We start from the raw sequence: 13,136 nt of genomic DNA, 5'->3' as shown, positions 1-13,136 counted from the left end.
GCTCATGCGAAGCCGCGGGCATGGTGGCGCGCGGCCGGCATGCGGGGCAAGCCGACCAAGGTATATCTCCGCCTGTGGCGGAGCCGCGGTGCGGCTCAGGCGCGGCGCTGGTGCGCCAGCGTGATCGCCGCCACGCCGAGCAGGATCACCGCCATGCCTGCGAGTTCGAACAGCCCGATATGCTCGCCGGCCAGCAGCATGCCGAACAGCACCGCCACCGGCGGGTTCACGTAGGCATAGCTGGTGGCGAGCACGGGGCGCGCATGCTTCAGCACGTAGAGATAGGCGCTGAAGCCGATCAGCGAGCCGATCACCACCAGATAGGCCAGCGCGAGGTTGGCGTGCAAGCTGGGATGGGCGGGCAAGTGTTCGCCGCCGCCAAAGCCCATCAGCAGCAGTGCCGCGCTGCCGCACAGCATCTGCGCCGCCGTGTTCATCGGGCCGGCCGGCATGTCCTGTCGCTTGCTCCAGACCGAGCCGAACGCCCACGCGGCGGCGGCGGTCAGCAGCGCCAGCGCGGCGACGCGCGAGCCGGAAAGGTCGCTGCCCAGGTTGAGCACGACCACGCCCGCGAAGCCAATCAGGAGGCCGAGCATCTCGCGCCGGTTAGGCCGGTGCCCGTACCAGCGACCGAACAACGCGGCGAACAGCGGCATGCTGGCCACCGCTACGGCGGCGATGCCCGAGCTCACCCGCTCTTCGGCGAAACACACCAGGCCGTTGCCGAGGCCGAGCAGCAGCACGCCGGTAAACGCGGCATTGCGCCATTGCCGACCCGTGGGTGGCGCCATGCCGCGCATCCGCAGGAAGCCGAACAGCAGCGCGCCGGCGATCAGAAAGCGCACGCCGGCGAGCAGGAATGGCGGCCAGCTTTCCAGCGCGAAACGGATGCCCAGATAGGTCGAACCCCAGATCACGTACAGCGCCAGCAGGCCCAGCGGCACCAGCAGGCGGGAGCGGTCGGCAACGGCGTTTGCCGCGCCGTCGGCGGCGAGGGCGGTGACGTCATTCATGGCGGGGACTCGGCAGGGGCGCAACGCGCGCGGCGCAGTCTACAGGCAACGGGGGAGCTATCCGTAGCTTCGACTGACGCCGGCGCACCGCCGTGGGGGAACGGCAGCAGCATGGATGATGGACGAGGCGCGGGCCGTGCGGTAGCGAGGCTTGCGCAAGACAGGCTTGAGGCGGTATCAAGGCCGGCGGGCGGCGCTCAGCCCCGCTTGCGTTGCGCTTCAGGCGCCGTGGAGCGCTTGCGTTCGCGCGCCAGCAGGGCGCGTTTGCGTTCCACGCCCCAGCGCCACCCGCCGGACGAGCCGTCCTCGCGCACCACGCGATGGCAGGGCACGATCAGGGCGAGGCGGTTGTTGCCGCAAGCGTTGCCCACCGCGCGCGCGGCCTTTGGTGCGCCGATCGCGGCAGCCAGCTCGCCGTAGCTGCGCGTCTCGCCGGCGGGGATGCGGGTGAGCGCGTCCCATACCCGCCACTGGAACGCGGTGGCGGCCACGTCGAGTGGCGGCAAGGCGGGGGCGCCGGCATCGCTCCAGCCCAGCTCGCTGGCGATGCGCGCGATCACCGCGTCCAGCCATTCCTCGCGGCCCGCGTCCACCCGCTCGTGCGCGGCCTGCGGGAATTCGGCGTTGAGCCGCGCTTCCAGTTCGGCGTCGTCCGCACCCAGGGTGACGGCGCAGATGCCGCGCGCGGTGGCCGCCACCAGCAGCCGGCCCAGCGGCGTGGCGGTGGTGGTGTAGCGGATGCTGGCGCCCGCGCCGCCGGCGCGATAGCTGGCCGGCGTCATGCCGAGCAAGCGGTCGCTGTGTTCGTAGACACGGCTGCCGGAGCCGAAGCCGGCTTCGTACACCGCTTCGGCGACGGCCGCGCCATCGCGCAGCGCGGCCTTGAGCTGGCCAAACCGGCGTGCGCGATGGTACTCGGCCGGGCTCATGCCGTAGCGGCGGCGGAATACGCGCTGCAGGTGGCTGGGGCTCAATTGCGCGAACTGCGCCAGCGCATCGAGCGTCGGTGCCTCGTCGGCGCGCTCGATGCGGGCGCGCACGCGTTCGAGGGTCTCGGCGATGGGAGCAAGGTGGGCGTTCATGGCGTTATCCAATGGAACACGCCGCCATGTTGTGCCGAGGTCGCGTCACGCGCCATCCGGATCTTGCGTCAGTGGGCGACCGGCCTTTGACGGATCACCACGAACTCGCCTTCCAGCACCTCCGGTGCCGGCTTGTTCGGCCTGGTTCGGGCGATCGGCGCACGCGCCTGCTTCCACAGCCGCCATGCGAGCAGCAGGCCGCCGCCGAGCAGCAGCACGCCGGCCACGGCCAGCCCGAACACCAGCAGCACACCCAGCATCGCGATGCCGAGCAGCAGCGAGAGAGCGCGCACCAGCGGGTGGCGGGAACGACGGGGCGGAGGCAGATGGAAGCGCATGTGTTAAAAATCCGTGTGCTAAAATCAACGACTTACGTGTGCAACGATGAGGCCATCCGGCCCGCAGGACAAGTGCCGATGGACACCGCTTTCCCACCCTCCCTGATGTGCCGGCTGGACGAGATTCCCGACGACGGGGCCACTGCGATCGAGGGCGTGGCCGCGCTCGGCGGCGAGAGCGTGATCGTCGAGCGCCGTGGCGATGCGGTGCGCGCCTGGCTCAACATCTGTCCGCATGCCGGCCGCCGGCTGGACTATGCGCCGGGCCGCTTCCTGCTCAAGGACGAACTGCTGATCTGCGCCGTGCACGGCGCCAGCTTCAACCGCAACGACGGCGTCTGCGTGGCCGGGCCTTGCCGCGGCGAACACCTGCGTGCGCTGGCGGTGGAGTTGCGCGGCGGCGAAGTGTGGTTGCTGGCGGCCGGCTGAGCCGCAGTCTTCGGACAGGCGCTCAGCGGAACAGCAGGTTGATCGACACCAGGGTGACGACGAGCATCGCCAAGGTGAGCGGCACGCCGACGCGCAAGAAGTCCTTGCCTCGGTAGCCGCCCGGGCCGGTGACCATCATCAGGGCGGGATGGCCGGAGCTGAGCAGGAAGGTGTTCGACGAAGACACCGCCACGATCAGTGCGTAGGCAGAAGGATTGCCGCCGGTGGCCACCGCCACCGAGATGGCGATCGGCACCATCATCACGGTGGCGCCCACGTTGGACATCACTTGCGAGAACAGCAGGGTGAGCACGGCCAGCGTGGCCTGCAGCACCCACGGCGAGGCGCTGCCCAGGTAATGCAGCACATACTGCGCCAGCCATGCCGCGGTGCCGGTGGAGTCCATCGACCAACCCAGCGGGATCAGGCATGCGGTAACGAATATCGTCTTCCAGTTGACCGCCTTGTAGGCCTCGTCCATGTTCAGCACGCCCGAGAGCAGCATGCCGATCGCGCCGGTCATCATCGCTACCGACAGGTCCAGGTTGGTGAACAGTGCGAGGCACTTGGCCAGCACGAAGAAGCCCACCGCCTGCCAGATCTTGCCGGGGCGCTGCTCCTCCTTCGGGATGTCGGTGACGACCACCAGGTCGCGGTCCTCCGACGCCAGCGAAAGGTCGCGCCAGGTGCTGTGCACCACCACGGTGTCGCCCGCGCGCAGGGTCACCGCACGCACGTCGTCGCGCAGTACCTGATCGCCGCGGTTCACCGCCAGCACCGAGATGCCGAAGCGCTTGCGCAGCCGCAGCTCGCCCACGGTGTGCTTGATGAAGCGCGACACCGGCGGAATCACCACCTCGGAAATGCCCGCACGGGTGGGGTTGAACAGTTCGGCCAGCTGGCGCATGCGGGTGGACAGCCGGCACAGCTGGTTGTTGGCGAAATTGGCGAGCTGCTCGCGCGGCCCCAGCACGCCGAGCACCGAGCCCACCCAGATCACGTGGTCGGCCGGCGGCGCCATGCGCGCCTCGTTGCCGCTACGGATCGCCAGGATCAGCGGTGCGTCGTGCAAAGCCTCGGCCTCACCGATGCTCATGCCCACCAGCGGGCTTTCGGCGGTGACGGTGAGCTCGGCGGTCTCGCCCACGATGCCGTAGGTGTCGGCGAAGTAGCTTTCGGTGCGGCCGGGCGTCACCTTCAGCCGCTCGTCCTCGTGGCCGGGCAGCAGCTTGCGGCCGAAGAAGTAGAAGTAGCCGACACCCACCGCGGCCAGCGCGAGGCCGGTCGGGGTCACGCTGAACAAGCCGAACTTCGGAATCGTGTGCGCGCCCGGCAGCAGGTTCGCGTTCGCGCTGGCGATCAGGTCGTTCAGCACGATCAGCGGCGAATTCGCGATCAGCGTGGTGTTGGTGGCGGTGAGAATGCAGAACGCCATCGGCAGCAGCAGCCGCGACAGCGGCACGCCGGTACGCGCGGACAGGCGGCTCGACACCGGGATCATCAGCGCGGCCAGCGCTTGGCTGGGGATCACCGCGGAAAACAGGCTGGCCATGATGTTGATGACCAGGCCAAGGCGCGATTCCATGCCTTTGGCCAGCTTCATCACCATGTGCGCGGTGAGGTTGAGCACGCCGGCGCGGTCCAGCCCCTCGCCCATGATCATGATCGCGATGATCGCGATCACCGCGTTGCCGGCGAAGCCGTTGAACACGCGGTCGGAGGGGATCACCCCGGTGAGGCCGATCACCACCACCACCAGCAGCGCCACCATGTCGGCGCGGATCCACTCCAGCACCAGCATCAGCATGGTGAAGCCCGCCAGCCCGAGCACCAGGATCATTTCGGGGGTGAGCGTAAGCGGCACTAGCGCGCGTCCCGGCAGGGCGTCGAATGTGGATGGATGCGGAGTGGCAGTGGCGAATTCACGCTGCGGCGCTCGTCCCTGGCAGGTTTGCGCAAGTATAAGCGGCGTGATGCAAGGGCTGGTGAATCGAGAGGCATGCCGTTGCAGCTTTTTCCACTGCGGTCCGTGATGGGCAGGGTGAGGGGCGGAGGTTCGCGATGATGTTTGTTTAGAGCGGAGGGCCTTCGCGGCGTGTCCCTCTCCCCAACCCTCTCCCGCAAGCGGGAGAGGGGGCGAACGAGACGCCGCCCGAAAGGGCGGCGTGGCTATTATTTCGTTGAGGCGGCTTGGTAGAGCAGGTCCCACACGCCATGCCCCAGCTTCAGCCCGCGCCGCTCGAAGTGGGTCTCGATGCGCCACGCCGGCTTCTCGGCATATTGGCCGGGGGCGATGGCGTTGCGCCAGCCGGGCGCCGCTTCCATCGTTTCCAGCATGTGTTCGGCGTAGGGCTGCCAGTCGGTGGCCAGGTGCAGCAGGCCGCCGGGGGCCATGCGCGAGGCGAGCAGGGCGACGAAGGCAGGTTGGACGATGCGGCGCTTGTTGTGGCGCTTCTTGTGCCAGGGGTCGGGAAACCAGATGCGCGCCTCGGCCAAGGTGCCCGGCGCGATCTCGTGCTCCAGCACCTCCACCGCGTCGTGCTTGTAGAGGCGCACGTTGCGCGCGTCGCGTGCGGCCAGCGCATTCATCAGCCGGCCCACACCGGGGCCGTGTACTTCCACGCCGAGATAGTCGCGCTCTGGGTCATGTTCGCTGGCCCAGGCCAGCGCCTCGCCATTGCCGAAGCCGATCTCCAGCACCAGCGGCGTACTGCGCCCGAAGCGGGCGGCGTAGTCCTGTGCGTTGCCGCTGTAATCGATGCCGTAGCGTGCCCAGTGTTCGTCGAAGGCGCGTTGCTGCGCCGGCGTCATGCGGCCTTCGCGCAGCACGAAGCTGCGGATGCGGCGCATGAAATGCGGATGCTCGGCGCCTTCCTGTTCGTCTTCGTGGTCGTGCGTGTCGCTCATGGCGTCAGCCGATGGTGCCGTCGATCGGGCTGGATGCCGAGGCGTAGCGCTTGCGCGGGATGCGGCCGGCCTTGAACGCGGCGCGGCCGGCCTGGATCGCCAGCTTCATCGCATGCGCCATCAGCACCGGGTCCTTCGCGCCGGCGATGGCGGTGTTCATGAGCACGCCGTCGCAGCCCAGTTCCATCGCCACCGCGGCATCGGATGCGGTGCCCACGCCGGCGTCGACGATGATCGGCACCTTGGCGTTCTCGACGATCTCCAGCAGGTTGTAGCGGTTCTGGATGCCTAGGCCCGAACCGATCGGCGCGGCCAGCGGCATCACCGCCACGCAGCCGATTTCCTCCAGCCGTTTGGCCAGGATCGGATCGTCCGAGGTGTAGACCATCACGTCGAAACCGTCGGCGACCAGCGTCTCGGCGGCCTTCAGCGTTTCCACCACGTCGGGGAACAGCGTGCGCTGGTCGCCCAGCACTTCGAGCTTCACCAGCTTGTGGCCGTCCAGTAGCTCGCGCGCCAGCTTGCAGGTGCGCACGGCATCGACCGCGTTGTAGCAGCCGGCGGTGTTCGGCAGCAGGGTGAACTCGTTCGGTGGCAGCGCATCGAGCAGGCTGGGCGCGTTCGCATCCTGGCCGATGTTCACGCGGCGGATCGCCACCGTGACGATCTCCGCGCCAGCCGCCTGCGAGGCGGCGCGGGTCTCGTCGAAGTCCTTGTACTTGCCGGTGCCGGTGAGCAGGCGCGAGGCGTAGCTGGTGCCGGCGATGACCAGCGGATCGGCGACGTCGAGGGTCTTGAGATTCATGGAGATGCCTTGCAATGGCGGCGTCCGGCGCGAACGTCGCGGGGATGCGGGAATCGGGCGCGCGAACTCACCCGCCGCCGATGGCGTGGACGATTTCGACCTGGTCGCCTTCGGCGAGCGCGTGGCTGGCGTGCTGGCTGCGCGGCACGATCTCGCGATTCAGCTCCACCGCCACGCGCCGACCGCCGTAGCCGGCCGTTTCCAGCAGCTGGGTGATGGTGGTAGCGGGAGCGCAATCGCGCGGCTGGCCGTTGAGCGTGATCTGCATGCGCCCATTGTAGCCGCTGCCGAATGGGGCGGGGCGCCTTGTCGCCGCGGTGGGTGACAAGGCGCAGGCGTCAGTGCTGATCGTCCTTGCGTGGCGGTGGCGGCGCCTTGTGCTCCGAACTGTCGTGTCGCTGCTGCCCCTGGCCCTGCCCCTGTACAGCGGGGTGTGGTGCCTCATAGCGCGGCTGGGCGTATTCGCGAGGCGGCTGGTAAGACGGTTGCGGCTGGGCGTACTGGCGTTGCGGCTGGTACGCGGGTTGGCTGTATTCGCGCTGCGGCTGGTACGACGGGCGGGGCTCGTATGCCGGCGCAGGAGCGCGCTCCGCCGGTGCGGCCGCCGGCGCGGGTGCGCGTTCGAAGCGCGGCGGTTGCGGCAAGGCATTGGCCGGACGCTCGTTGCGGTAGGCCGGTTGCGACGGCGACTGTTCCGGCCCGGAGATATAGCTCACGCCGGGGCGCGGCGCCTGGGGCGATGCGGCGGGTTCCGCGCGGCGGATGGGCTCGACCGCGGGCAGGTTCCGCCCGTCGCCATTCGGATGGGCGAATCGGGCCGAGGGCAGTGCGCCCGCCTGCGCCGGCGCGGGTTCCATCCGGCGCACGTCCGGCTGGCCGGCGGCGTCCGGGGCACGCATCGTGCGCGGCTGCGCCGGGGCGAAACGGGCCGACTCGGTTTGCGGCTCAGCGACCGGGCGCGGCGCAGCGCGACTGTTCAACACGCGCACGTTGGCGAAGGGAGCGGCCGTGCGCTGCGGGCCGCGTGCGGCCGCCGGGGCGAAGTTCGCATGCACCGCGGGCAGCGTGGACGGCGGCGGGGTGCGTGCCACCACGTTGCGGCGGAAGTCGGCGGTCGGCAGCGGTCGCGACTGCGGGCCGCGCGCCGGCGCTACGCTGCGCAGGTCGGGACGCACTGCGGTCACGCCACGGGCCAGCACCGGCGCGGAAGCGAGCTGGCGCGGATCGACCTGCAGCAGGCCGCGCTGCACGCGCTGGCCGCCGGCGAAGGTGGTGCCGGATACGGCGGTGAAGCCGCGCGGCGCGGCGCGGTTCGCGTAACGCAGGTTCTGCGCCGCGCGTCCTACGCGGTAGTCGTTGTACTGGTTGTTGATGTTGTTGATGACCGTGTTGCGGTAGACGGTGTTGTGCACATAGATGTTGGTGACGTTGACGCGCTGGTAGTAGGCGCGGTCGCAGTGGTACCACGGGTTGTAGACCTCGCCCGGGCCCAGCGGGAACCAGCCCACCGGAGCGCCGCCGCCGATGCCGATGGACACGTTCCATCCGCCGCCGCCCACGAAGGCCACCAGCGCCGGCGCATACACCGGTCGCCCCATCCGCGGTCCGGGAATCCAGCCCCAGGCGCCGCCGACGTAGGCCCAGCGGCCGTAGTGGTACGGCGCGAAGCCCCACGGTGAATCGTCTACCCAGGTCCAGCCCCAGGGCGCGATGTAGGCCCAATGGCCGTCGCGGTACGGCGCCCAGCCCACCGGCACCTGGCTGGGGTACCAGACCGCGCCGTAGTCGGCGGAGGTCTGCCAGCTACCGTACTGGTCGAGATCCTGGTAACCGACCACGTCGTCGGAGACGAAGTGGTTGTCTTCGGACTGCGCGTAGCGCTGGTCGCGTCCGCTGCACCACGCATCGAAGGCGTCGCCGCCGCCGATGTCGGTGACCATCAGTGCCGCCAGCGAGGAGTCGTCGAACTGGTAGCTGCGCCCGGCGAACACGTCGTGTTGCGTGTTGTTCTCGCCGTACACCGAGGCCTGGCCGTTGAACACGGTGACACGGGTGCCGCTGCCGTCGTTGCCCACGTCCACGCGGAAGGTGCCCGGCTGGTTCACCACCAGCGCCAGCGTGGGTGTGTCGATCTCGTAGCTCTGGCCCTGGTCGAGGTGGCGCACGCTGAGGTTCAGCGTGCCCTGGGTCAGCTCCACCTGGGCGAGATTGTCGTTGAGGTTGAGCAGGCCGAAGTCGCTGCCGCCAGCCATGCGCAGGCTGGCGCCGCCCAGCTCCAGTTCGGCGCGGGCGCTGTCGCCGGTGGACAGGCGATCGCCGGTGGTCAGCGGCCGGTTGAGGTCGGCGCCGGCCCAGTCCTGGCTGCCGGCGGGCAGGAAGCCGAGGTCGCCGGCGATGTAGGACAGCCTCGCCACCCGGTCCGGTGGTGGCGCGCTGTCGTCGGTGTCGGCGGACTGCGCCTGGGCCAGTCCGGCCGCCACGCACAGCAGCAGCACCGCCAGCAACCGCCAGCCGCGACGCCACGAAGCAACCAGATCGATATGCACACGCATTGGAGTCTCCCGGTTCCAGTGCTACGCGAATCAGCATGGCGCGATGCCATGCCCGGCTTCAAGCACGCTGCGCGCAGCGCATTGACGGCCCGATTATGCCTACGGCAGGGATTAGGGGCGGCTTAGTTTCCGCGCGGGCGGCGCCGATGGTTCAGCGGACGGATATCGATCGGCTGGCGACGGTTCATGCTGGTGTACCGGCCGGCGATTCCCAGCGCGCCGTTTCCCGGGTTACCATCCGCGGGCCGACGCGGGTGTAGCTCAATGGTAGAGCTGTAGCTTCCCAAGCTACTGACGAGGGTTCGATTCCCTTCACCCGCTCCATTGCTTCCCCCGCAATGGCCAGACGCCGCTCCCATCGCCACCCCCGCGAGCATGCCGACGCCGATGACGGATCCGACTACCCCGTGTCCAACCGTGCCCGGTCCGCTGGTGCTGGGCTGGCGCGAGCGGCTGGCGCTGCCGCAACTGGGCATCGCCCAGCTCAAGGCCAAGCTCGATACCGGTGCGCGCAGCAGCGCGCTGCATGTGGAAACGCTGGAAAGTTTCCTGCGCGATGGCGTGGTGTGGCTGCGCTTCACCGTACGCACCGGGCGGCAGTCGTCGCACGAAGTGCAATGCGAGGCGCGGGCGCTGGACCGGCGCGTGGTCACCGACACCGGCGGCCGCCGCACCGAACGCTGGTTCATTCGCAGCGAGATCCTGCTGGCCGGGCGGCGCTTCATGGCGGACATCAACCTGACCGACCGGCGGCACATGCTGTTTCCCATGCTGCTCGGCCGCAGCGCATTGCACGGGCGCTTCGTGGTCGACCCGGCGCGCGCCTACACCCAGCCCAGGCTGCCGCTGGCGGCCACGGACCATCCATGAAGATCGCCATCCTTTCGCGCAACACGCGGCTGTATTCCACCCAGCGTCTGGTGGACGCGGCGCGTGCGCGCGGCCATGTGGTACGCGTACTCGACCCACTGCGCTGCTACGTGCGGATTGCGCCGGACAGCGTGGCGATCCGTTACAAGGGCAAGCCGGTGCGCGATCTCGATGCGGCGATTCCGCGCATCGGTACGCAGAGCACGTTCTATGGCACCGCCGTGCTGCGCCAGCTGGAAATGATGGGGGTCTACACACCCAATTCGTCCGATGCGGTGCTGCGCGCGCGCGACAAGCTGCGCAGCCTGCAGATCCTTGCCGCACAAGGCATCGCGATGCCGGTCACCGTGTTCGGAGACAACCCCGACGACACCGAGGACTTGCTGGCGATGCTGGGCGAGCCGCCGCACGTGATCAAACTCAACGAAGGCAGCCAGGGCACCGGCGTGGTGCTGGCGGAAAAGCGCAGCGCCTCGCAAAGTGTGATCGAGGCTTTCCGCGGCCTGTACGCGAATTTCCTGGTGCAGGAATTCATCGCCGAGGCCAAGGGCTGCGACCTGCGCTGCTTCGTGGTCGGCGGCAAGGTGGTGGCGGCAATGCAGCGCGAGGCCAGCGCGGGCGAGTTCCGCGCCAACCTGCACCGTGGCGGCAGCGCGACGGCGGTCAAGTTGAGCGCCGCCGAGAGGCGCATCGCGGTGCGCGCCGCCGCCGCCATGGGGCTGGGCATCGCCGGCGTCGACTTGCTGCGCTCGGATCGTGGTCCCCTGGTGCTAGAGGTGAATGCCTCGCCGGGGCTGGAAGGCATCGAGGCGGCCACCGGCGTGGATGTGGCCGACGCGATCATCGCGTTGCTGGAGGACCAGGTTGGCGGTGCGCGGCGCGGCGGGGCAAATGCGAGATGAACGCCGTGCGCCCGGGTTAACCCGGTCGTAACCCGCAAGCTTCTATAAACGATCCCGCTGTCGATTTGCCTGAAGCGTGCCGCAAGGTCCGATGACGGTGGATGGCGGTAACGGGACGAGCCCTGTACCCGGATGCGGCGGCGAGCAGCCGGCTCATCCGGGTTTTTTCTTGGACGACGCCGGCATTCAGGCTGGAGCCGGCCTGCAGCGAGTTTCGCGCGCCGCGAATGTTAAGCTTGCGGCCGGGGCCGGCCCATGTCGCCGGCGGCATCGCGGAGCGGCGCATGCGCGTACTGGTGATTGAAGACAACAGCGATATCGCGACCAACATCGGCGACTATCTGGAAGATCGTGGCCATGTGGCGGATTTCGCCGGCGACGGCGTCACCGGCCTGCATCTGGCGGTGGTGCATGACTTCGACGTGATCGTGCTCGACCTCACGCTGCCCGGCATGGACGGCCTCGAGGTGGCGAAAAAGTTGCGCCACGAGGCGCACAAGCAGACGCCGATCCTGATGCTCACCGCGCGCGATGCGCTGGAGCAGAAGCTCACGGGTTTCGAGTCCGGTGCCGACGATTACATGACCAAGCCGTTCGCGCTGCAGGAACTGTCCGCGCGCCTGGAAGTGCTGGCGCGTCGCGGCAAGGGTCCGCAGAGCCGCGTGCTCAAGGTGGCCGATCTCACCTACAACCTCGACACGCTCACGGTGAGCCGTGCCGGCAAGGCGATCCAGCTCAACCCGATCGGCCTCAAGCTGCTGCAGGCGCTGATGGAAGCCAGCCCCTCGGTGGTGACGCGGCAGGATCTGGAACAGAAGGTATGGGGCGAGGAGTTGCCCGATTCCGATTCCCTGCGCGTGCACATCCATGGCTTGCGCGCGGCGATCGACAAACCCTTCGACAAGCCGCTGATCCATACGCGGCACGGTATCGGCTACAGGATGGTCGAGCCGGATGCAATCCAGGCGTAAGCTCCGTTTCCGCCTTGTCCTCTCCTTCGCGCTGTTCGGCTTCGGCCTCAGCGTGCTGTTTGCTGTCGCCTCGTTGTATGTGCGCGCCAAGGTCGAAGACCAGCTCGTGGTGTCGGCGTTGCAGCACGACATCGATCAGGCGGTGGAAAACAAGCATGAGCATTTCGACCAGCCGTTGCAGTCCGAGCTGATCTCCGCGTGGCTGTGGAGTGACCGCACCATCTACAAGGCGCCGTTGGCATGGCAGAACCTTGCCAACGGCGTCTACGACATGCATGACGTGGATCAGGACGGCCGGCAGCGGCATTACAAGCTTGCGGTGGCCCGCAAGTACGGCCTGATTGCCTTTCTCACCTACGACGTCAGCCGCGAGGAACTGGGCAAGCGCCAGCTGGTAACCTCGCTGATCGCGGTCGTGCTGCTGTTCAGCTTGCTGTCGCTGGCGATCGGCTTGTGGTTGTCGCGCAAGGTGCTCAAGCCGGTAAGCCAGCTGGCGACCAGGCTGCGCGATTTCCGCAAGGCCGGCAAGGCCGAGCCGCTGGCCCAGCATTTCGCCGATGACGAGGTGGGCGAACTGGCGCACGCGCTGGACGAATACGCGGCGCGGCTCACCGCGATGGTGGAGCGTGACCGCGAGTTCAACTCCGACGTAAGCCACGAGCTGCGCACGCCGCTGGCGGTGATCGCCAGCACCACCGAGCTGCTGCAAGGCTCGCCGGATCTCACCGACAAGCTGCGCGAGCGGCTGAAGCGCATCGAGCGCGCCTCGCGCCAGGCCACCGAACTGATCGAGGCGCTGCTGCTCTTGTCGCGTGCCGAGCGGCGCGGCCCCACCCGCGGCGAGACCACCGAAGTGGCCAGGGTCGCCGCCGACGTGATCGAAAGCCAGCGCCCGCAGGTGCGCGGCAAGCCGATCGAGATCGAACTGGCGGCGCGCGAGCCGGTCAGCGTCAATGCGCCGGCCTCGGTGCTGTCGGTGGCGCTCACCAACCTGATCGGCAACGCGATCAAGTACACACTCGAAGGCACAGTGCGCGTCGAGGTCGGCAAGGGGCGCATCGAGGTGATCGACACCGGCCCCGGCATCAAGCCGGAGGACGCCGAGCGCCTGTTCCAGCGTGGCGTGCGCGGCGAAGGCGCGGGCGGCAGCGGTGCGGGCCTGGGCCTCGCCATCGTGCGCCGATTGTGCGAGCTCTATGGCTGGGAGGTGTCGATGCGTCCACGCGCCGACACCAATGGCGCGATCGCCAGCATCGTATTCGGCTGA

13 protein-coding genes and 1 tRNA gene are annotated in these 13,136 nt (G+C 68.7%); 6 read left to right on the top strand and 8 right to left on the bottom strand.

Annotated features, from left to right (window positions below):
- Window positions 1-95 precede the first annotated feature (95 nt).
- From yedA to ISP14_RS06460, 3 genes are all read right to left on the bottom strand, one after another.
- Entirely contained in the window at window positions 96-1,013 is a 918-nt protein-coding gene (gene yedA, locus ISP14_RS06470; RefSeq protein WP_404537339.1) for a drug/metabolite exporter YedA, read from the bottom strand.
- A 197-nt stretch (window positions 1,014-1,210) separates the two neighbouring features.
- Complete coding sequence (locus tag ISP14_RS06465) at window positions 1,211-2,095, bottom strand: methylated-DNA--[protein]-cysteine S-methyltransferase (protein ID WP_404537337.1); 885 nt, start codon at window positions 2,093-2,095, stop codon at window positions 1,211-1,213.
- A gap of 68 nt (window positions 2,096-2,163) precedes the next feature.
- Window positions 2,164-2,433 (bottom strand): hypothetical protein, encoded by a 270-nt coding sequence (locus ISP14_RS06460; RefSeq protein ID WP_404537334.1) that lies wholly within the window; start codon window positions 2,431-2,433, stop codon window positions 2,164-2,166.
- A gap of 78 nt (window positions 2,434-2,511) precedes the next feature.
- Between ISP14_RS06460 and ISP14_RS06455 the strand changes: the two genes are divergently transcribed.
- Window positions 2,512-2,862: a Rieske (2Fe-2S) protein gene (locus ISP14_RS06455; RefSeq protein ID WP_404537331.1), complete on the top strand. Its 351-nt coding sequence runs from the start codon at window positions 2,512-2,514 to the stop codon at window positions 2,860-2,862.
- Between the two features lie 22 nt (window positions 2,863-2,884).
- Here the strand turns inward: ISP14_RS06455 and ISP14_RS06450 are convergent, their stop codons facing one another.
- The 5 genes from ISP14_RS06450 to ISP14_RS06430 all read right to left on the bottom strand — a co-directional run bounded on the left by ISP14_RS06450 (window position 2,885) and on the right by ISP14_RS06430 (window position 9,126).
- Window positions 2,885-4,702: an SLC13 family permease gene (locus tag ISP14_RS06450; protein ID WP_404537329.1), complete on the bottom strand. Its 1,818-nt coding sequence runs from the start codon at window positions 4,700-4,702 to the stop codon at window positions 2,885-2,887.
- Window positions 4,703-5,034: 332 nt separating this feature from the next.
- Window positions 5,035-5,769: a tRNA (guanosine(46)-N7)-methyltransferase TrmB gene (gene trmB / locus ISP14_RS06445; RefSeq protein WP_404537327.1), complete on the bottom strand. Its 735-nt coding sequence runs from the start codon at window positions 5,767-5,769 to the stop codon at window positions 5,035-5,037.
- 4 nt (window positions 5,770-5,773) lie between these two features.
- Entirely contained in the window at window positions 5,774-6,574 is an 801-nt protein-coding gene (locus tag ISP14_RS06440) for a thiazole synthase (RefSeq protein ID WP_404537325.1), read from the bottom strand.
- A gap of 67 nt (window positions 6,575-6,641) precedes the next feature.
- Window positions 6,642-6,842 (bottom strand): sulfur carrier protein ThiS, encoded by a 201-nt coding sequence (gene thiS / locus ISP14_RS06435; RefSeq protein WP_404537322.1) that lies wholly within the window; start codon window positions 6,840-6,842, stop codon window positions 6,642-6,644.
- 70 nt (window positions 6,843-6,912) lie between these two features.
- Complete coding sequence (locus ISP14_RS06430; protein WP_404537320.1) at window positions 6,913-9,126, bottom strand: DUF6600 domain-containing protein; 2,214 nt, start codon at window positions 9,124-9,126, stop codon at window positions 6,913-6,915.
- 250 nt (window positions 9,127-9,376) lie between these two features.
- Here ISP14_RS06430 and ISP14_RS06425 point away from each other — a divergent pair.
- The 5 genes from ISP14_RS06425 (at window position 9,377) to ISP14_RS06405 (ending at window position 13,136) form a co-directional block, all read left to right on the top strand.
- Window positions 9,377-9,450, top strand: a tRNA-Gly gene (locus ISP14_RS06425).
- Between the two features lie 93 nt (window positions 9,451-9,543).
- The gene (locus tag ISP14_RS06420; RefSeq protein ID WP_404537319.1) at window positions 9,544-9,996 is read left to right on the top strand and encodes an ATP-dependent zinc protease family protein; all 453 of its coding nucleotides are present in this window, start codon (window positions 9,544-9,546) and stop codon (window positions 9,994-9,996) included.
- On the top strand, window positions 9,993-10,898 hold the full coding sequence (gene rimK, locus ISP14_RS06415; protein WP_404537317.1) for a 30S ribosomal protein S6--L-glutamate ligase: 906 nt from the start codon (window positions 9,993-9,995) through the stop codon (window positions 10,896-10,898). Before ISP14_RS06420 ends, rimK begins: the two co-directional genes overlap by 4 nt.
- Before the next feature lie 284 nt (window positions 10,899-11,182).
- On the top strand, window positions 11,183-11,869 hold the full coding sequence (locus ISP14_RS06410) for a response regulator transcription factor (protein ID WP_404537315.1): 687 nt from the start codon (window positions 11,183-11,185) through the stop codon (window positions 11,867-11,869).
- A complete protein-coding gene (locus ISP14_RS06405) occupies window positions 11,853-13,136 on the top strand; it encodes a sensor histidine kinase (protein ID WP_404537313.1) in 1,284 nt (427 codons plus the stop codon). The genes ISP14_RS06410 and ISP14_RS06405 overlap by 17 nt, the downstream gene beginning before the upstream one ends.

The organism is Dyella agri (genome assembly GCF_044904705.1).
Lineage (GTDB): Bacteria > Pseudomonadota > Gammaproteobacteria > Xanthomonadales > Rhodanobacteraceae > Rhodanobacter_A > Rhodanobacter_A agri.
This window is presented reverse-complemented; position numbering and strand designations above follow the sequence as displayed.

Coding starts and splice junctions, on each gene's coding strand:
- ISP14_RS06410 (WP_404537315.1), top strand. CDS start 11,183: ATGCGCGTACTGGTGATTGAAGACAACAGCGATATCGCGACCAACATC.
- ISP14_RS06405 (WP_404537313.1), top strand. CDS start 11,853: ATGCAATCCAGGCGTAAGCTCCGTTTCCGCCTTGTCCTCTCCTTCGCG.
- trmB (WP_404537327.1), bottom strand. CDS start 5,769: ATGAGCGACACGCACGACCACGAAGACGAACAGGAAGGCGCCGAGCAT.
- thiS (WP_404537322.1), bottom strand. CDS start 6,842: ATGCAGATCACGCTCAACGGCCAGCCGCGCGATTGCGCTCCCGCTACC.
- ISP14_RS06440 (WP_404537325.1), bottom strand. CDS start 6,574: ATGAATCTCAAGACCCTCGACGTCGCCGATCCGCTGGTCATCGCCGGC.
- ISP14_RS06465 (WP_404537337.1), bottom strand. CDS start 2,095: ATGAACGCCCACCTTGCTCCCATCGCCGAGACCCTCGAACGCGTGCGC.
- yedA (WP_404537339.1), bottom strand. CDS start 1,013: ATGAATGACGTCACCGCCCTCGCCGCCGACGGCGCGGCAAACGCCGTT.
- ISP14_RS06450 (WP_404537329.1), bottom strand. CDS start 4,702: ATGATCCTGGTGCTCGGGCTGGCGGGCTTCACCATGCTGATGCTGGTG.
- ISP14_RS06430 (WP_404537320.1), bottom strand. CDS start 9,126: ATGCGTGTGCATATCGATCTGGTTGCTTCGTGGCGTCGCGGCTGGCGG.
- rimK (WP_404537317.1), top strand. CDS start 9,993: ATGAAGATCGCCATCCTTTCGCGCAACACGCGGCTGTATTCCACCCAG.
- ISP14_RS06455 (WP_404537331.1), top strand. CDS start 2,512: ATGGACACCGCTTTCCCACCCTCCCTGATGTGCCGGCTGGACGAGATT.
- ISP14_RS06460 (WP_404537334.1), bottom strand. CDS start 2,433: ATGCGCTTCCATCTGCCTCCGCCCCGTCGTTCCCGCCACCCGCTGGTG.